The 18146-nt window shown below is 36.6% G+C and carries 22 protein-coding genes; 12 read left to right on the forward strand and 10 right to left on the reverse strand.

The window, feature by feature from the left end; genetic code table 11:
* Nucleotides 1-27: 27 nt before the first annotated feature.
* The 4 genes from ACRX5O_RS15985 to ACRX5O_RS16000 all read left to right on the forward strand — a co-directional run bounded on the left by ACRX5O_RS15985 (nucleotide 28) and on the right by ACRX5O_RS16000 (nucleotide 5571).
* Nucleotides 28-1248: a metallophosphoesterase family protein gene (locus tag ACRX5O_RS15985; protein WP_433906841.1), complete on the forward strand. Its 1221-nt coding sequence runs from the start codon at nucleotides 28-30 to the stop codon at nucleotides 1246-1248.
* A 12-nt stretch (nucleotides 1249-1260) separates the two neighbouring features.
* Nucleotides 1261-4245, forward strand: a complete 2985-nt coding sequence (locus ACRX5O_RS15990; RefSeq protein ID WP_433906842.1) for an AAA family ATPase — start codon at nucleotides 1261-1263, stop codon at nucleotides 4243-4245.
* Between the two features lie 111 nt (nucleotides 4246-4356).
* Complete coding sequence (gene yhaM, locus ACRX5O_RS15995; RefSeq protein WP_119707119.1) at nucleotides 4357-5301, forward strand: 3'-5' exoribonuclease YhaM; 945 nt, start codon at nucleotides 4357-4359, stop codon at nucleotides 5299-5301.
* A 99-nt stretch (nucleotides 5302-5400) separates the two neighbouring features.
* Nucleotides 5401-5571 carry a sporulation YhaL family protein gene (locus tag ACRX5O_RS16000; protein ID WP_119707120.1) on the forward strand — a complete coding sequence of 57 codons (171 nt, stop codon included), beginning with the start codon at nucleotides 5401-5403 and terminating at the stop codon, nucleotides 5569-5571.
* A gap of 47 nt (nucleotides 5572-5618) precedes the next feature.
* Here the strand turns inward: ACRX5O_RS16000 and ACRX5O_RS16005 are convergent, their stop codons facing one another.
* The gene (locus ACRX5O_RS16005) at nucleotides 5619-6488 is read right to left on the reverse strand and encodes a peptidylprolyl isomerase (protein ID WP_433906843.1); all 870 of its coding nucleotides are present in this window, start codon (nucleotides 6486-6488) and stop codon (nucleotides 5619-5621) included.
* Between the two features lie 251 nt (nucleotides 6489-6739).
* On the opposite strand from ACRX5O_RS16005, the gene ACRX5O_RS16010 reads away from it, so the two are divergent.
* Together ACRX5O_RS16010 and ACRX5O_RS16015 are read left to right on the forward strand one after the other, a co-directional pair.
* Nucleotides 6740-6817, forward strand: a complete 78-nt coding sequence (locus ACRX5O_RS16010) for a YjcZ family sporulation protein (protein ID WP_433906932.1) — start codon at nucleotides 6740-6742, stop codon at nucleotides 6815-6817.
* 88 nt (nucleotides 6818-6905) lie between these two features.
* A complete protein-coding gene (locus tag ACRX5O_RS16015) occupies nucleotides 6906-6989 on the forward strand; it encodes a YjcZ family sporulation protein (RefSeq protein ID WP_119707122.1) in 84 nt (27 codons plus the stop codon).
* Nucleotides 6990-7048: 59 nt separating this feature from the next.
* Here ACRX5O_RS16015 and ACRX5O_RS16020 read toward each other — a convergent pair whose 3' ends face one another.
* A complete protein-coding gene (locus tag ACRX5O_RS16020; protein WP_433906844.1) occupies nucleotides 7049-7228 on the reverse strand; it encodes a hypothetical protein in 180 nt (59 codons plus the stop codon).
* Nucleotides 7229-7330: 102 nt separating this feature from the next.
* Complete coding sequence (locus tag ACRX5O_RS16025; protein WP_433906845.1) at nucleotides 7331-7888, reverse strand: DUF3267 domain-containing protein; 558 nt, start codon at nucleotides 7886-7888, stop codon at nucleotides 7331-7333.
* 190 nt (nucleotides 7889-8078) lie between these two features.
* Between ACRX5O_RS16025 and ACRX5O_RS16030 the strand changes: the two genes are divergently transcribed.
* Entirely contained in the window at nucleotides 8079-8414 is a 336-nt protein-coding gene (locus ACRX5O_RS16030) for a DUF1878 family protein (RefSeq protein WP_433906846.1), read from the forward strand.
* Here ACRX5O_RS16030 and ACRX5O_RS16035 read toward each other — a convergent pair whose 3' ends face one another.
* Both ACRX5O_RS16035 and ACRX5O_RS16040 read right to left on the reverse strand, forming a co-directional pair.
* Nucleotides 8415-8987, reverse strand: coding sequence for an HTH-type transcriptional regulator Hpr (locus ACRX5O_RS16035; RefSeq protein ID WP_430776544.1), 573 nt, complete (start codon nucleotides 8985-8987; stop codon nucleotides 8415-8417).
* 256 nt (nucleotides 8988-9243) lie between these two features.
* A complete protein-coding gene (locus ACRX5O_RS16040; RefSeq protein ID WP_433906847.1) occupies nucleotides 9244-9600 on the reverse strand; it encodes a YtxH domain-containing protein in 357 nt (118 codons plus the stop codon).
* A gap of 131 nt (nucleotides 9601-9731) precedes the next feature.
* Here ACRX5O_RS16040 and yhzF point away from each other — a divergent pair, with 131 nt between their 5' ends.
* A complete protein-coding gene (gene yhzF, locus ACRX5O_RS25340; RefSeq protein WP_490885385.1) occupies nucleotides 9732-9914 on the forward strand; it encodes a membrane protein YhzF in 183 nt (60 codons plus the stop codon).
* A 28-nt stretch (nucleotides 9915-9942) separates the two neighbouring features.
* Here yhzF and ACRX5O_RS16045 read toward each other — a convergent pair whose 3' ends face one another.
* The 3 genes from ACRX5O_RS16045 to ACRX5O_RS16055 all read right to left on the reverse strand — a co-directional run bounded on the left by ACRX5O_RS16045 (nucleotide 9943) and on the right by ACRX5O_RS16055 (nucleotide 12254).
* The gene (locus ACRX5O_RS16045) at nucleotides 9943-10470 is read right to left on the reverse strand and encodes a tryptophan transporter (protein ID WP_433906848.1); all 528 of its coding nucleotides are present in this window, start codon (nucleotides 10468-10470) and stop codon (nucleotides 9943-9945) included.
* Between the two features lie 130 nt (nucleotides 10471-10600).
* Nucleotides 10601-11677 (reverse strand): 3-phosphoserine/phosphohydroxythreonine transaminase, encoded by a 1077-nt coding sequence (gene serC, locus ACRX5O_RS16050; protein ID WP_433906849.1) that lies wholly within the window; start codon nucleotides 11675-11677, stop codon nucleotides 10601-10603.
* Between the two features lie 157 nt (nucleotides 11678-11834).
* Nucleotides 11835-12254 (reverse strand): HIT family protein, encoded by a 420-nt coding sequence (locus ACRX5O_RS16055; protein WP_433906850.1) that lies wholly within the window; start codon nucleotides 12252-12254, stop codon nucleotides 11835-11837.
* A gap of 510 nt (nucleotides 12255-12764) precedes the next feature.
* Between ACRX5O_RS16055 and ACRX5O_RS16060 the strand changes: the two genes are divergently transcribed.
* From ACRX5O_RS16060 to ACRX5O_RS16075, 4 genes are all read left to right on the forward strand, one after another.
* The gene (locus tag ACRX5O_RS16060) at nucleotides 12765-13505 is read left to right on the forward strand and encodes an ABC transporter ATP-binding protein (RefSeq protein WP_433906851.1); all 741 of its coding nucleotides are present in this window, start codon (nucleotides 12765-12767) and stop codon (nucleotides 13503-13505) included.
* Entirely contained in the window at nucleotides 13498-14706 is a 1209-nt protein-coding gene (locus ACRX5O_RS16065; RefSeq protein WP_433906852.1) for an ABC transporter permease, read from the forward strand. Before ACRX5O_RS16060 ends, ACRX5O_RS16065 begins: the two co-directional genes overlap by 8 nt.
* Nucleotides 14707-14759: 53 nt before the next feature.
* On the forward strand, nucleotides 14760-14876 hold the full coding sequence (locus ACRX5O_RS16070; RefSeq protein ID WP_433906853.1) for a DUF4023 family protein: 117 nt from the start codon (nucleotides 14760-14762) through the stop codon (nucleotides 14874-14876).
* A gap of 83 nt (nucleotides 14877-14959) precedes the next feature.
* The gene (locus ACRX5O_RS16075; protein WP_433906854.1) at nucleotides 14960-15682 is read left to right on the forward strand and encodes an EcsC family protein; all 723 of its coding nucleotides are present in this window, start codon (nucleotides 14960-14962) and stop codon (nucleotides 15680-15682) included.
* Between the two features lie 20 nt (nucleotides 15683-15702).
* Here ACRX5O_RS16075 and ACRX5O_RS16080 read toward each other — a convergent pair whose 3' ends face one another.
* Both ACRX5O_RS16080 and ACRX5O_RS16085 read right to left on the reverse strand, forming a co-directional pair.
* Nucleotides 15703-16872, reverse strand: a complete 1170-nt coding sequence (locus ACRX5O_RS16080) for a M20 family metallopeptidase (protein ID WP_433906855.1) — start codon at nucleotides 16870-16872, stop codon at nucleotides 15703-15705.
* A 114-nt stretch (nucleotides 16873-16986) separates the two neighbouring features.
* Nucleotides 16987-18042 carry a lactonase family protein gene (locus ACRX5O_RS16085; protein ID WP_433906856.1) on the reverse strand — a complete coding sequence of 352 codons (1056 nt, stop codon included), beginning with the start codon at nucleotides 18040-18042 and terminating at the stop codon, nucleotides 16987-16989.
* Between the last annotated feature and the right edge of the window lie 104 nt (nucleotides 18043-18146).

The following is an 18146-nucleotide window of genomic DNA, read 5'->3' on the forward strand; positions in this document are numbered from 1 at the left end:
AAATAGAAAACCAAATGAGGAACCATTATGAAGCGAGTAAAATTTATTCATGCTGCTGATTTGCATTTAGATAGTCCGATGGTGGGTCTGAAGTCTTTGCCTCCATCCATTTTCTCACGCCTAAAGGAAAGTACATTTGTCGCACTTGAAAGAATCGTGAATATGGCGATTGAGGAAAAGGTCGATTTTGTTATTTTAGCTGGCGACCTATTTGATAGTGAGGATAGAAGTATTAAAGCCCAAACAAGACTTCGTAATGAAATGAAGCGGCTTCAAACCCATGGAATACCTGTATTTGCTATTCATGGAAACCATGATCACCTAGATGGGAGTTGGGCTCATCTTGATATGCCTGAGAATGTACATATCTTTTCCACAGATGTTGAAAGAAAATTATATAAAACGGCAAGTGGGAGCCATATTCACTTATACGGTTTTAGTTACCCTAGCCGGCATGTTTTTGAAAGAAAAATAGTTGATTATCAGAAAGAGGGAGATGCAGATTTTCATATTGGGATTTTACATGGAAACATGGAAGGAAACCATGATCATGGAAATTATGCCCCTTTTTCATTAAAGGAATTACAAGACAAGGATTTTGATTATTGGGCACTTGGACATATTCATAAGCGCATGATCCTCTCACAAGATCCTCCAGTCATTTATCCGGGCAATACGCAAGGGCGAAATAGAAAGGAAACAGGGATAAAAGGAGGTTATCTGATTGTGTTAGAGGAAGGGAAGAAGAGTTTTGAGTTCTTTCCTACCTCAGATTGTGTGTGGATAGAAAAGGAGATCAATGTAAGTGAAGTAAATGGGTTTGAACAACTTTACTTAACTTGTAAAAGCGTGATTGATGCTGAGAGGGAAAATAAGATAGGAATTCTGCTTAAACTCCATCTAACCAAGCTTTTAAAGGAAAATAATCCAAATGAAAGAGACATTTTAAATGATTTATTGGAAGCCCTTCAAGAAGATGAAAGAGAAGAAGCTTCCTTTGTTTGGCCATATGCTGTTATTGCTGAAGAACAATGCATCTGGGATAGGGAGACATTGGCAAACCAAACGGATTTCTATGGGGAGTTATTTCGCCTATCAGAGGAACCAGGGGAACTTGAAAGTGGTTTACACTTACTATATCAGCATCCGCAAGCAAGAAAATTTTTGAACCCGTTAACCGAAGAGGAAAAAAAAGAAATGATACGATATGCGGAGAGTTTTCTAGTGGAACAATTGTTAAAGGAGTAGGAGGTGAAAGACATGATAATTAAAGAAATACAAATTTATGGTTATGGTAAATTAGAAAATGTTACGATTTCTAATCTAAATTCCTTTTCCGTTTTTTATGGAGAAAACGAAGCGGGCAAATCAACGATCATGTCCTTTATTCATAGTATGTTGTTTGGGTTTCCAACAAAAGTCCAGGCAGAGCAGAGGTATGAGCCGAAATCAGGAATAAGGTATGGAGGGAAGCTCCTTCTTGAAACAAGTGATAAAGAATGCATCGTTATTGAACGAACGAAAGGTAAAGCCACAGGTGATGTTACCGTTACTTTAGAAGATGGTACAAGGGGGGGAGAGGATCTCCTTAAAGAGCTTTTATCCCGAATGGATAAATCTCTTTACCAATCTATCTTTTCATTTAATCTGCAGGGGCTTCAAAATATCCATCAACTGAAAAAAGAGGATTTGGGCAGGTTTTTATTTTCTACGGGTGCTGTCGGTACAGACCGTTTGGTGTCGATAAACTCGACCCTTCAGAAAGAGTTGGATGAAAGGTTTAAACCAAGTGGAAAAAAACCTGTTATTAATGAAAAATTAAAAAAGCTAAAAGAAGTTTATAGTCAGTTAAAGAGTTCAGAAAATAAAAATGAAGGCTATTGGCAGTTGGTACGGCAACGCAATGAGCTAGTGGAGGAAATCTCCCAACTAGCTCGAATAGAAGAAGACTTAATGCAAGAGCTACACCAGCTACATGAATGGAAAAAGCTTGAACCAGTTGTAAAAGAGTTTGAATATGTAAAAGAGAAAATAAAGGAAAAACCTCCTATTAAGTTTCCTGTAGATGGAATAAAAAGACTAGATCAAATCATTCAATGGATGAAGCCGTTGGAAGCCCAAAAAGAAAGGCTAGATAGGAAAATTCTAGAGCTAAATGAGGAGATAAGAAATTCTCAACCCAATCTCGAACTTCTAGAAAAGGAAGTAGACATTCAAGAAGCATTGGACAGACTTCCTTTACTTGAAACACTCAGTGAGGAAGAAAAAAGTTTGCGCATTCAGCTTGAACATCTACAGGGGCAGAAAAGAGAGTGCCTAAGCAAATTACATATTCCTCTAAACAATGATACACTCTTGAATATTGATACGAGTATGTTTATGAAGGAACGTGTGAACGTAGCGCAGAAAAAACAATGGAAGCTCAATGAAAAAAAGGAAGAACTTGATGCGTTATTTGAGCAAGAAAAGTTGGACTTAGAGTTACTCGAGAAAAGAATAGCATCTTGTAAGAGTGAGTTACTTTCGGAGAAGGAATTTCGTGAGCTTGAGGAAAAGGTAAAGCACTCAAGTCCATCTAGCTTAAAAAGTGAGCTGTTACAAGTGAAACAAACAATCGATATGTTAATGGGATATGAAGAGGAGGCAAACAAGGAATCGAGGAATCGCTCCTTTCAATTACTTACATTTACATTTGTATGTATATTCCTTGGTGTGTTTGGTCTTCTAAAATCAGAATCTTTATTAATTCTTTTTAGTATCAGTCTTTTTCTTATTGTGTTGTTTTCTTCACTTTTTACGAAAACGAAGAAAACAAAGAAAAATGTTCGAACGCAGTTAGAAGAATTAATAAAAAAGAAAAAAGAACTAGATGTACAAATTCAAGCATTAAATACTGAGAAATTTCACGAGAATAGCGGTCGGTTGGAAAAGGAGAAACAAAAAGCGGAAGAGTTCAAAATCCTTCACGTTAAATGGGAGCAACAAAATAACCATTATGAACGAATTATTTCAGAGTTTGAAAAATGGGAAACTGAGTCTGCAGGAATGGAATCAGAACTGAAATCAATTGCCCAAAAACTATGTTTATCAGAAGAAGTCACAAAGTCATATTTAATAGACGCATTTGACCTCTTAGAACGTATCAAACGCATAATCCATGAGCAGAACGCCCTTCAATTACAAATAGATAAAAAGATGGACGCTATTCAAAGGATTTCAAATCGTATCGAAGAGCTCGGAAGGTTATTTATTGAGAAACATATACCAGTGCCACAACTTGCAATGGAACTAAGAAATCGATTAAGAGAAGAAAAGCAAAAGTATATAATATTCAGTGGAAAAAACGAGAAACTCGAAGAAAGTACAGATGAGCTGGAGAGGGTCAAAAGTGAGCTGAAACAGTTTGTTACTGAAATGAAAGAACTATTTGTTTTAGCTGAAGTAAAAAATGAAGAAGAGTACCGTAGTGCAGGGCTTGAAATGGACAAACAAACTGAGGAAAGAAATAAAGTAGAAGAACTTCAAAAGCAAATCGCTTTTTCATCATTAACAAAGGAAGTAATCGGAAAATTGATTAAGATTACTGATATTGAACAAGTAATAAAAGAAAAGAGTGCGGACATTGAGGATAATCATAAAAGACGTGAGGAAGCTCTAAAGACTCTTTCTGAAACAAATCATCAAATTTCAATTCTAGAAGAAGGAGGAAAATATTCAGAACTCCTTCATAAGTATACGCAATTGAAAGCTGAGCTAGAGGATGAGGCAAAAGACTGGGCACGCATTGCTCTAGCTAAAGAGCTATTGAACAAAACCATGAGGGTATTTAATGAAGAAAAGCTGCCGGCCGTTTTAGGAAAAGCCGAGGAATACTTATCATTTTTAACGGATGGCTACTATCAGCGCATCGTTCCGAAGGAAAATGAAAGTGGGTTTCATATTCATCGCAAAGATTATTCCGTATTCGAAGCTAATGAACTAAGTCAAGCGACAATGGAGCAGGTGTATGTTGCGATAAGACTTGCCCTTGTGACGACCATTTATAAAAAAAGACCCTTCCCTATTATGATTGATGATAGCTTTGTCAACTTTGATCACGTTCGAACGAGCCGTGTTCTTCAATTATTAAAGGAAATAACAAATAACCAAGTTTTATTCTTCACTTGCCACCGTCATTTATTGAAGGATTTACAAAATAGCCATATCATCCGTCTCGAAGAAAATCCCGTTCCTCAGTTGAAGTGAGGACGGGATTTCTTTTACAGCCGAAAGAATTACCATAATCACCGTCTATGAATATTGACTTCTATGCTGATTAAATATGCTATACTAGAATCATAGAAAGGGGCGTATTTGATGTCAAAAGGTATCCTTGATTATGAAGTAGGAGAAGCTATAGAACAGTTTCTACTAATAAAAAATTCTGTAAAAGGGATCGCTAGTAATGGTAAGCCCTTTTTAACGATTATTTTCCAAGATCAAAGTGGTGAAATAGAAGCGAAACTTTGGGATGCATCTGATGAAGATGAGAAAATATATGCAGCACAAAAAATCGTGAGAATCGTTGGGGAAATACAGAACTACCGTGGACGTAATCAATTAAAGCTAAGACAAATCCGGCCTGCAGCTCCCACAGATTCTGTGAAGTTAGCTGACTTCCTGGAAACAGCACCTGTTAGTAAGGATGAAATGTCTAGTAAAATTACACAATATATTTTTGAAATGAAAAACCCTAATATCCAGAGAATTACAAGGCATTTATTAAAGAAACATTTAAATGAGTTTTTGGAGTATCCAGCTGCAACAAAGAACCACCATGAGTTTGTTTCAGGACTAGCTTACCATGTAGTTAGTATGCTTGACTTAGCTAAGGCAATAGCTGAGCTATACCCTAGCTTGGATAAAGATTTATTATACGCTGGAATCATTCTTCATGACCTAGGTAAAGTAACGGAACTATCTGGACCGATTTCGACTTCATATACCGTCGAAGGAAATCTTTTAGGTCATATCTCTATTATGGTGAACGAAATTGGTAAAGCGGCAGATGAGCTTCATATTGCTGGTGAAGAAGTCGTTATCCTCCAGCATCTTGTATTGAGCCATCATGGGAAGGCTGAGTGGGGGAGTCCAAAACCACCATTAATTAAAGAAGCAGAAATACTTCATTATATTGATAATTTAGATGCAAAAATGAATATGCTAGACCGTGCATTAGAGAGAGTGAAACCTGGTGAGTTTACCGAAAGAATTTTCCCTCTAGAGCAAAGGTCATTTTATAAGCCAACTTTTCATAAATAATACCTTGCGAAAAATGCTCTTAATGGGCATTTTTTTGTTTTTTATCTCATATGGTTTATAAAGACTTGGACAACCATTAAAGAAAAAGGAGGACGTTCTATGATACCGATTTGGGTTTACTTTGTAGTTGCTGGTATTTTTATAAGTGCAATGATGGCACTTCGTACTGGGAGGAAAGAGAGAGAGGAAGAAATGCAAAGTATCGAACGAGAAGGAGAAATTTATATGAAGAGGGTTGAGAGAGCCAGAGAAGGCCGCTCAGCTCAATAAAAAAGGTTCCAGATACTCTGGAACCCTTTTTACTTAGAAGGCTACTATTAGCCTTGTGTTGTTGTTTCTTCACTGTCCAATGCTTTTTCTAAATCTTTATCTTTGATTTCTACTTTTGCATCCTTAAGTTCACGTTCCATTGCTTCAGTAATCGATGCTTCGTCTAGCTTGGACACTTTTACTTGATGTTCAATTTCAGCTTTCATATCTTCATATGATTGCTTTTCTTTCTTCTCAGTTACCTGGATAATATGGTAGCCATGTTCTGTTTTTACAGGATCACTGATTTTGTTGACTTCAAGTGCATAGGCAGCCTCTTCAAACTCAGCAACCATTTGTCCAGCTCCAAACCAGCCAAGGTCTCCACCGTTTGCTGCAGAAGCTGTATCTGTTGAGAATTCTTTTGCTACATCTTCAAATTTTTCTCCAGCATCAAGCTTGCCTTTTACTTCTTTTGCTTTTGCTTCATCTTCAACTAAAATGTGACGAGCTTTGATTTGTGGCTTATAGTTTTCGTAGTATTCCTTCATTTCTTCTTCTGTAGCCTCAATATCCTTCACAGCAGCTTTTTCTTGTAGCATACCAATTCTAAACGTTTCACGAAGATCATCTTCGCTATCGTATCCATATTGAGCTAAAGCAACTTCAAAATTGTCCCCTAGTTGCTCTTTTAATTCGGCAATTTTTTCATCTAACTCTTCATCGCTTACTTCATAGTTGTCAGAAAGAACTTTTTCATAAACAAGCTCACGTAAAGTAGCTTCTCCGTATTTTTCTTTCATTGCCTCGTAAAGCTCGTCCTTCGTAATATCCCCTGCAGACGTTTCTACAACCGATGCAGAATCATTGGCATTGTTACAGGCAGTTAACGTAACGATGCCAGCAATGACTGATAGGGATAACATCCATTTTTTCATCTTGAACACTCCTACAAAATTATTTCGTATCATTCGGTCACAAACATTACTATACCATACCTTATGGGAAGAGCAAAAAAAAATATCTGTTCCACAATGGTAAATCTTCAAAAATAAGTAAATAGCCCATCCCATTATGGAATGGGTTACATAATATAAAGGGAACTAGCAATTAGTTCAACAAAAAAATCGGGCATCCTTCAAGTTTATTGGAATGCCACCATTAAAATTAGAGAGAAAGGGAGGTTTTAATGATGGGATACAATGGCTTTGCGCTACTTGTTGTATTATTCATCTTATTGATTATTGTGGGGGCAGCTTATTGTTAAGCTCCATATGAAATAACACGAATCCTTTTAACGGATGTAGCTGTACTTGAATAGGATATATTAACTTTCCTTGAGAGGAGGTGTTAGAATGGGTCACTCATATGGTGGAGGTTTCGCGCTAATTGTAGTATTGTTCATCCTTTTAATCATCGTTGGTGCTGCTTGGCTATAAGCGAATAAATGATTAAAGAAAAAAGAGCGGTGGATGAATGTCCACCGCTCCTTATTGTTCTATGTAAATAGGATTTCTACATAGGAAGATATTAGAAGGATCGTTATTAATATATTAATTGTCCTGAAAATTTGTGGCTGTCTTTCTTCAGGAATCTCTTTCTGTAAGCAGAGAGAGTTTGTAAGTTTGTTAATTTGGAATAAAATGAAAACGGAAAGTACTATAAAAAGATAAATCATCGATAAATCCCTCCTATGGGAAGGTGTTTTCTTGTATTGTATCATAATCAATTTTTAAGTTAAAAGAAAAATTGATTTAGCAACTATTAGAGAAAGAGGACATCAGTAAGATGTCCCTTCCTTATTGATAATTAAAATTTCATAACCATCTTCGTTTTCTTCAATAAATGCATTCTTAGGAGCGCTAATTACATCTTTCCCGCAAATAAGATCAGAAACAGACATTCCAATATGGTAAGCTATTAAAATCGTAAAATAGTGTGCGTAATGCGGAAATATGAAGCAAGCTGCCAACAATACTGAATTAATAATGACAAATGGCGATAGTAGAGCGATTAAAAACTGATACTTTTTAATAGGTTCTGTAATTTGAATTTTGATTGTTGGTAAAAAACCAAATTTTATATCTACATTTTTTCTGACCTTCTCATTCAAATGAGCAATTGGTAAAAAATGTAGAAGTTTATGAGCTGGATACAGTAAAAATAATGCTAAAATAAAATAAATAAAATGATTGTCATAAAAGGTTGTTGCAACAAATAAGTATGTTGCCGGAATATAAAGTAGAATAAAAGTAAATAACATAGTTAAGGCAGACAGTATAAAAAGTCGCTGCGATCCATATTGTCTCGTAAAGTTTATTGTTTTCCAGCAATTCAAGCGAATCAGCCTCCAAATGGAGATATAAGTATTTTGTAAGCTTCATATGTTCCACTTACTTTAGATACTTTACGATGAACAGATGAAAAAATCAATAGGAAAACAGCAAACAATTTTCGATAAATTTTTTGTCATATCATTTTACATTTTATACAATAGAATTTATGAAGAATAGAAAAGAGGTAGAGGGATGTTTGACAAGGAATTATTAGAGAGAATAAAGCGCTTAGAGTACCATCAATCCTTGCTTTTAAAGATGATTGGTAGCAATAAAGCAAAATTTGATATGTTAGTAATTGAAAGAGGTTTATCTGAAAGTGACGTACAGGTATTTTGTACGAATTGTGAACGAATGAGCATAGAATTGGAAGAACAGAAAGCGGAAGGGTTTGTCTATTTTCATCCGCTTTTTAAAAAGTTTAAAGAAGAATTACACCCACGCTTACAAGTAGAAGAAGTAATTCATGCGTGTATCCTTCAAAGACTGTTTCTACCACTAATGGATGAGCTTAAAAGGTACTTATGATTATACATACTCAGACGATGATTTTTTCTTTGTAAGCTTTCCTTCTTTTTCTTCAAAATCCTGTTCAATGTTTCTAAATGATGTTTCGAAAATCTCCATAAAGTCGTCCCCATAAATATTTCGGACAATGGCCATTACCTCAATGATATCTGGAAACTTGCCGTATAGTTCCTTTAATGGCAAAGCACCTGAGAAAGCTGCATTTCCTGATGGCTCATAATGTTCCATTAAGTCTAGAAGTATGCTTTCTCCTTTTTCCGTAATTTGCACATACGTGTTTCGCTTATCATTTTCCTTTTTAGAGAATTGTAAAAGTCCTCGCTCCTCTAGTTTCTTTGAAAAGTTAAAAGCTGTTGAAACATGCATGACCCCAAATTTCGCCACATCAGAGATGGATGCACCATTTAGATGGTAAGCAATCCATAAAATATGATGTTCATTAATGTTCAGATCATGTGGCTTAATCCACTGCTGCCAATCCTTTTCAATGGCTTTCCAGAGAGCTTTGCTTAGTTGCGCAATTCTCTGACTAAATAGCATTGCTTCTTTCATCGTATAATCTTTTCCCGTCATCCCTATTAGTCACCCACTTTTTTTTTTGTCTATTATTTTCATTATGCCAATAAAACAAAAATTAATAAAGATGTAATTTACAAAATTTTTAGAAATTAGATAAAAATTTATTTCCAATTAAGAATGATACCGACAGAATTATTGGATTAATGGCAACAAACGTAAATGATTAAGTTGAATATTTCTTCTCAAATGAAAGAAATCCTTCTTTTCTTTTGAAAAAAAGGACCAACAAAAGCTTTTGTTTCAATAGTGACTATTTTTTTTGTAAATCATTTTCAAGTTTTCTTAACGCTTCTTGAATTGAATCAAGCTCCATTTTTATCGCATTTTGGTTGTCGGCCGTAGACTCCTTCCAGGCTTGTACACTAATTTTTATATCCTTAATCAAGCTTGAAAGGACAACTTTCCCTTCTTTAGTAACTGAAGCGATCTCATTGCTCACATCTCGTATAGAAGTGCTTAGAGTGGTCAGATTTTGTCTCCATTCCTCTTCAGAACGTACTAAATTTTTCCAAAGTGTTTCGCCAGATCGAGGAGTTGTTAGTAATGTAGCAACACCACTAGCAATTCCTCCAACTACCATTCCAAGAAAGACTTTCTTTGCATTCATAAACTCACCCCTAAATAAACGTTTATAGGACTTATATTAACATGATTCATCATGGGTAAACATGTTGTCTCACATAGATTCTCTTATCCAAGCATATATATAAATATTTCACGAACAAGAAGGTGGTATGAGTGGTTAGCTTATTATTTCTAATAAGCATTATTTGTTTTGTAGCCGCAGTTTTCTATATCTTATCCCTAATGAAACCGGGTTTTTATCCTCCAAAAAAGCTGTTGAAAAAAAGAGCAAGCGCATTTTTAGGGACTGGGATCGTCCTTTTGTTAGCTGCCATTCTTTTATCCAGCATAAAATAGAAAAGAACCCTTGAAGGGTTCTTTTCTATTAACCAGAAATAACTTGCTGGTTAAGTTTTGTTCTTTTAACAATTACATAGGCAATTGGGTAAAGCACAATCATAGCAATTGTGTTAACCACAGTAGCAGGTAAGACCACACCAGCAAATAATGCTGCAAATGGGCCTGGTAACCCAGCAATTACACTAGCTGCACCTAAGAATACAAGTCCGGACACAACTGTACCAACAGCAGTTAATACGCCAACACTGATCATATTGTTTCTAAATTTCTTAAGAGCTAGAAATAGACCAAAGAAAACAAAAGCAGTGATTGGCTTATCGATAATATTCGGGAATAGTCCTCCAGGAAAGCTCGTAGTTAAGCCAGAAATAATGCCTGTAACTAATGAAACAAGCAGCACATTTTTCTTTTCTGGGAATAGCATAATTCCTAAAAACATCATCGTTAACATCATGTCAGGCTTCATTCCAAAAAGAATTGGTGGAACAACTGCATGTAATACCGCACCCATACCCACTAGTAATGATAGTGCAACAAGATTTTTCGTATTCATTTCTCATCTCTCCTCGTCTGTTCTACTCTCATTTTCGTTCCTCCTATAGTGCACTCTTTGCCTATAGCGAAAAAACTTGCTCTTATTATATCACACTACTAATTATTAAAAAAGTTGACTATTATGGTATTTATTTTTGCGAAAATTTCTTCATGAACTCAGCTAGCTTCTCAACATTCTCAAGAGGAACAGCATTATAAATGGATGCACGGCAACCACCGACTGAACGGTGACCATTTAATCCAACAAAGCCTTCTTCTTTTGCCTGTTGAAGGAAAGCTTTTGTTGCTTCTTCACTTTGTAAAGTGAAAGTCACATTCATCTTTGAACGGCTATTAGGTGTGGCATGCCCGTTATAAAAACCTTCACTCTCATCGATGGCATCGTATAGAAGCTTAGCCTTTTGATCGTTTATTTTTTCAATTGCTGTCACACCGCCTTGATTTTCAACCCAATCAAGTACAAGCTTCAATAAATAAATAGCGATTGTAGGAGGTGTGTTATATAAGGAATTGTTCTCTGCATAAGTTTTGTAATTAAGCATGGTTGGTAACGCATCTGTAGAGCGTTCTAACAAGCTTTTCTTCATAATAACAACAGTAACTCCTGATGGTCCTAGATTTTTCTGTGCTCCAGCATAAATCAAATCAAATTTTTCAACTTGTAAATTTTTGCTTAAAATATCACTAGACATATCTGCAATTAAAGGAACAGGTGAATCTGGGAAGCTTTGCCATTGCGTACCGAAAATCGTGTTGTTACTAGTAATATGAAGGTAGGCAGTTTCAGGTGAAAGATCTGAGAGCGCAAACTCTGGAATAGAGTTATAATTGCTATCTTTACTTGAAGCGAGAATGCTCGTTTGTCCAACTTTTTTTGCTTCCTTTAACGCTTTTTCAGACCAAGCACCAGAAAGGATGTAGGAAGCTGTTTTACCTTCCTGGAGTAAGTTCATCGGGATCATAGAAAACTGAGTGCTAGCACCACCTTGTAAGAAAAGGACTTCATAATCGTCAGGAATGTTCATCAGCTTTCTAAGCTTCGAGATGGCACCATCGTGAACCTCCTCATAGGGCTTACTTCTATGGCTTAACTCCATTACCGACATGCCGGTACCGTTAAAATTAAGCAAATGCTTTTGAGCTTCGATTAGAACCTCCGCTGGAAGAGCAGCTGGTCCTGCATTAAAATTTAGTGCACGATTCATACAATACATACCTCCAATTAGATGTTTACGGTTTAAAGCAGCAAAGAAAAAAGATATATTTATCCTAACAGAAAATCGTACTATGTAAAGATGAGAATTTGAACATTATGAAAATTTTAAAAAGGAATAGAAAAAAGACTGTCCTAAAAGAACAGTCTTACAATACGCTGCTGATAGAATCCGCGATTTTACGAAGATCGTCTGGCGTGTAGTTGCTTTGATTTGACTTCCAAACTGCTCCAAATCCATCTCCTTCACCGTATCGAGGAATTAGATGCATATGGAAGTGGAACACTGATTGTCCAGCTTTTTCACCATTATTATTAACAAGATTTAGACCAACTGGGTGATACGCATCTTTAATGGCATTGGCAATTTTCGGAGCCACTTTGAATAATTCGCTAGAAATCTCGGGAGTCAATTCGTATAGATTTTCCTTATGTACCTTTGGAATGATCAATGTATGCCCCTTTGTTACTTGGCTAATATCTAAAAACGCTACCACATGGTCATTTTCAAATACTTTCGCTGCGGGAATATCTCCATTCACAATTTTGCAAAAAATACAATCGCTCATTATTTGTCCCTCCAATTCATATATATGTATATTTTACCATATTATTTAAACAAATAAGAGGGCAGGATTCGCAAGGAATCCCGCCCGTTCTTGAAGGGGAAAGCTTTTTAATCGTTCTATAGCAATAAATTCTCTTTGATAAACACCTCATTTAAAAATGATTTGTCTATAGAGATTTCGATCCTTTGTTCAAGCGAACCATCCCCTTATCTTTATATGTTTTACAACTTATAAAGCATAGCAGATTGGTCTTTTGCGAACACCTCATTTATAAAAATGTGGTTAGATCAAAGCATATAGGAACGTTAAACGTATCGTGATTGATTATTATCGCCCACTGACACCTCATTTCGATGATTGAACATCTACTGTTGTTCCCCTTCGAATATTATCATGCCCGCATTAAGAGGTTCTATACAAAAAAGAATGATTTTTTTTTAAAATGCCTATTTCTATTTTTTAGGATGACATTTTGTTAAAATGGTGCTAACAACTAATGGAGGAAGATAAATGACACTTTTGCAGCTTTCAAATATAACCGGTGGATATACTAGAAACCCTGTTTTAAAAGACATTTCTTTTGATGTGAAAGCGAATGAAATTGTTGGTCTAATTGGACTTAACGGGGCAGGCAAAAGCACAACCATTAAACATATTATTGGCTTGATGGAGCCACAATCGGGTGAAATTACGATTAATGGAAAAGCGATACATACAAACAAAGAGGAATATAGAAGAGAATTTACGTTTGTACCAGAAACACCAATTCTTTATGATGAGTTAACATTAGATGAGCATTTACGTTTAACAGCTATGGCATACGGTTTAGACGAAAAGACCTTTCAGGAGAGAAAAGAAACCCTGTTGAAGGAATTTCGAATGAGTAAGAGGCTAAAATGGTTTCCTGCCCATTTCTCAAAAGGAATGAAACAAAAGGTGATGATTATGTGTGCTTTTTTAGTACAGCCCTCCCTTTACATTGTGGATGAACCCTTTGTAGGACTAGATCCCCTTGGAATTCAATCTTTGTTAGATCTTATGAAGAAGATGAAGGAAAGCGGTGCAGGGATATTAATGTCTACCCACATACTTGCAACGGCGGAAAGATATTGTGATCGGTTTGTTATTCTTCATGAAGGTAAGGTTCGTGCGAAGGGCACGTTAGCAGAATTAAGGGAGCAATTTTCTATGCAGGATGCTACACTTGATGATCTTTATATTCAACTCACAAAGGAAGAAGACTATGTTTGATGCACATAAGCTGTGGAGGGAGCGACTCGGAACAGCAAGTAAAGAAATTGGTCGTTATTCTCGATACATTTTTAACGGGCATATCGTCATTGTCCTTGTTTTTTTATTAGGAACTGCTGCTTTCTACTATCAAGAATGGGTAATGACATTATCAGGCGATTTTCCCGTTGCCCTGTTAATGGCAATCATTTTATCCCTAGTGGTTACCATTAGTCCCATTTTTACTTTTGTAGTTGATCCGGATAAAGTATTTCTTCTTGCCCTTGAGGAGAGACTTGAATCATATTTTAATCGCAGCATTCTTTTGAGTTTTTTTATCGGCTTATATTTATTAGTACTTTTTCTAGGTGTCCTAATGCCAATATACGCTCAAGTAACAGGAAGTGGTTTTCAACATTTCCTTCCGTTTCTTGTCGTACTAGCTGGGTTAAAACTGTTAAATCTGTATATTAGATGGAGAGTACAATATTATGTGGAGGAGTCCACTCAAAGACTAGATACGGTTATTCGATTTGTGGTGAACGGAGTATTTTTATATCTTTTGTTTAAGCAAGCAGCTATTTGGTTAATTGGGGTTGTCGCTTTTTTATTACTTCTTCTTGTCTTTACATACTATAATCAAACAAAGAAAAAGGGATTAAAATGGGAGCGTCTTATTCAGCTGGAAGAAAGAAGAATGATGTCATTTTATCGCTTAGCCAATTTGTTTACAGATGTTCCGAAATTAAAGGATGAGGTAAAGAGACGCAGGTGGCTGGATTGGATTACCTCAAGTTTGCCATATCAACAGGATGCTACATTTTTACATTTATTTCTTCAAACTTTTATCCGAGGTGGAGATTATCTAGGCTTGTGGATACGTCTAACCGTTATTGGAGGACTTGTCCTATATTTTGTCACTTTTGGATATGGACAAATACTTTTCGTTGTCTTGTTTATTTACTTAACAGGCTTTCAATTGCTTCCATTATGGAATCACCATCAAAATAAGCTATGGATACAATTATATCCAGTAAAAGAAATAACGAAAAAAATATCATTTCAGAAGCTTCTTTTTGTCTTATTAAGCATTCAATCCTTGTTACTATCCATACCAATCGTCTTGAAGGGTGACTTGGTTATCAGTGCTCTTGCATTGCTCACAGGGATTGCATTCAGTTATTTGTTCGTATATCAGTATAGTCATAAAAAGCTGACGTAATTTTTACAAAGCTGGTTACACTATGACTACCCAGAAAAGAAAGGGGAGTCATGATGGAAAATACAAGTCAATTTGTTGAAAAACTGGCAGAAGATAAAAAAAAGGAACTAAAAAATAAGAAGAGTGGAAATAATCACCCAGAGAAAAGGCTTCCGAATAAGCAGCATTAAGTTGAAGAAGGCGACAGCCTTCTTCTTTTTTTGAAACAAAGTGTCTTGTTCAAACGTATAAAGGAAAGGAGGGGGGAATTTTAATGAATGAATACGAATTAAAGATTTATCATGAAATCGTTTTATGGAAACGGAAATTATTAAAAAAATCACCTTTCCTTCAGCGTGTATCTAAAAAAGCACAAGGGAAAATAAACGAGTTGATCCCTGCTAAGGCGCATCAAATCATTACTGATAGTATTAAACAAATGGTTAAAGCTCTACTAGTAGGGTCGTATGTCACTACAAAAAAAGAAAATCGGGCAGGTTCATCTTTAATGGAAAAAGATAAAATGGCTGCTGAAAAACTTTCCTTTTACCGAAAAACAGCTACATTAGAAGGGGCGGGTACAGGAGCGGGAGGAATTTTTTTAGGTTTAGCTGACTTTCCGCTACTATTGTCCATTAAAATGAAGTACTTAAGTGAAACGGCTACGATATACGGTTTTAATCCCGAAAAGCTTGAGGAACGAATATTTATTTTACATGTGTTCTCACTAGCCTTCTCAAGTGATGAAAAAAGACTGGAAACATTTGAGGTAATTGAAAATTGGGAGGAAAGAAAACAAGATTATGAGGATGTGGACTGGCAATCTTTTCAACAAGAGTACCGAGATCATATTGACTTTATAAAAATGCTTCAGCTTGTCCCTGGAATTGGAGCCGTCGTAGGAGCATATGCGAACTATAATCTTCTAGACTCTTTAGGAGAAGTGGCAATGAACTGTTATCGACTTCGTTTACTTAAAATGGCCCCCACTGCCTGAGTAGTAGGGGCCGATAAGCATTATTTATAGTTAATGGCAGCTGACCCGAGCGTTTTAGCAGCTACAAGTAGGGCTTGTTCATCAATGTCAAATTTCGGGTGATGATGCGGGTAAGCTACTTCCACACCAACAGGCTTCGCTCCAGTAAAGAAGAAGGTTCCTTTCACATGCTGTAGATAATAAGCGAAATCCTCTCCACCCATTTGCAGCTCTGCTTCTTCCACTACTTTGATGTCTTCCATATCATTTGCAAGTTGAACAAGATACTCAGTTTCCTCTTTATGGTTAACAACAGCCGGATATCCTTTTACATACTCATAGGAATACGAGCAATCAGAGGCAATGCAGGTACCTTTCACAATGCGCTCGATTTCGTCTGCAATAAAATCACGAAGGTCTTCGTTAAATGTGCGGACGGTTCCGATTAATTTTGCTTTATCTGCAATTACGTTGAAGGCATTTTCTGCGACAAAGGATCCAACGGTTACGACAGCGGACTCTACTGGGCTGACACGTCTGCTTACGATTTGTTGTAAATTGGATACGAGTTGGGCACCAACAACAATGGAATCCTTTGTTTTATGTGGCTGTGCTCCATGTCCTCCCTTACCTTGGATGGTAATTACAAATCGATCTGCTGCTGCCATAATAGGTCCTGTTCGGTATTGAATTTTCCCTGTAGGCTCGCTTGCCCATAAATGCGTACCAAAAATAGCATCTACTCCTTTAAGGCAACCCGCTTCAATCATGGACGCCGCGCCTCCAGGAGCATACTCTTCTGCATGTTGATGAATCATAATATATGTACCGTGAAGTCCATCTTTCAATTCATGGAGTACTTTAGCTAGGACAAGTAGGGACGCAGTATGACCATCGTGCCCACAAGCATGCATAACACCAGGAACAGTTGATTTGTACGGAACATCCTTTTCATCCTGAATAGGAAGTGCATCAAAGTCTGCACGTAAGGCAATTGTTTTTCCAGGATAGTTTCCTTGTATCTTTGCTACTACCCCATTGCCACCGACACCTCTTTGTACTTCCACACCGAGTTTTTCATAATAAGATGCGATAAAGTTAGCTGTGTTCACTTCCTGAAAAGAAAGCTCTGGATGCTGATGCAAGTATCTTCGGATATCAACCATTTCAGGATAATAATCTTCTAGCTTTGTAAACAGTGTCGTAAGCAAATTAATCCCCACTCCTTTTACTAATTTCAGATAATTATAACATCTTTTTCACTAAAAAATGGTTATCTTTGATATGAAAAAACGAAAGACTACCTGAAGGTAGTCTTTCGTTCGTTAAATAGATAAAAACTTAACGCAAACTGCATAAGGTACTGTAATGTCGGATTGAAGGAGACTTAACTTTCCTGACTCCTTGTCTCTAGCAAAAAGGACAAGGTTGCCTGACTCTTGATTAGATGCAACAATATACGATTCTGTAGGGTCTAGTGCAAAGTCACGTGGCCAATCACCTTCTGTTGGTGTATGTTCTAAAAATGAAAGGGAGCCATTTTCGTCGGCAACAAAGCTTGCAATACTATTATGTCCTCGATTTCCAGCGTACACATAACGCCCATCGGAGCTGATGTGAATCGCGCTTCCTTGGTTGTTTTCGGTAAAACTTGAAGGAAGTGTAGAAATGGCTTGAATTTGTTTTAAGCTACCGTTAGTTGAATCGTATTGAAGGACGAGTACTTCTCCACTAAATTCTGTCATCACATAAGCGAGTGGTTTTGTTGGATGAAACACAATATGTCTTGGGCCACTTCCAGGTTTCACAGAAAGTTCATAAACTAGGGATAATTGATCTTCTTTCAGTTCATATGTAAAGATTTTATCAATTCCAAGTTCAACTGCCACCACGTATTTTCCATCAGGAGTTAGGCCAGAGTAGTGAGTATGAGCCTTCTCTTGTCTAGGATCTGGACCGCTTCCAGTGTGGGTAACGCTTGAAGAAGCAGGTTGGATTTCACCCGTTTCTGGGTTTACTTTATGCACTTCAACCGTTCCTTTATGGTAGTTCGCGGTGAATAGTGCCGTATTGCTAGGGTTTATTTCTAAATGACAAGGAGGAGAACCAGCCGACCCTTGATCATTAATTTTTTGAAGCTTTCCCGTACCTTCTTCAATCGAAAAAGAAGTTACCCCACCAAGATCACCGTTTTTTGAAACGGAATAAAGAAACTTGTTATCTCCTGTAATAGAAACATAGGTAGGGTTTTCTACCTTACCTGCAAGTTCAACCTCTTCAATTTTTCCAGCTTTGGTGTCTAAAACAAAGCGATAAATCCCTTCACTATCACCTTTTGTGTACGTACCTACATATCCAATTACTTTATCAGCGCTACTCAAGGCATTCCCTCCAATAAATTAATATACAATGTTATCCTATTCTTACAGTCATTGAAAATCAAGAAGGAAGTCTTATTTTAATTATCAACTTGACAAGAAATAGA

Origin of the sequence: Robertmurraya mesotrionivorans, from assembly GCF_050971805.1 — a bacterium.
GTDB lineage: Bacteria > Bacillota > Bacilli > Bacillales > Cytobacillaceae > Robertmurraya_A.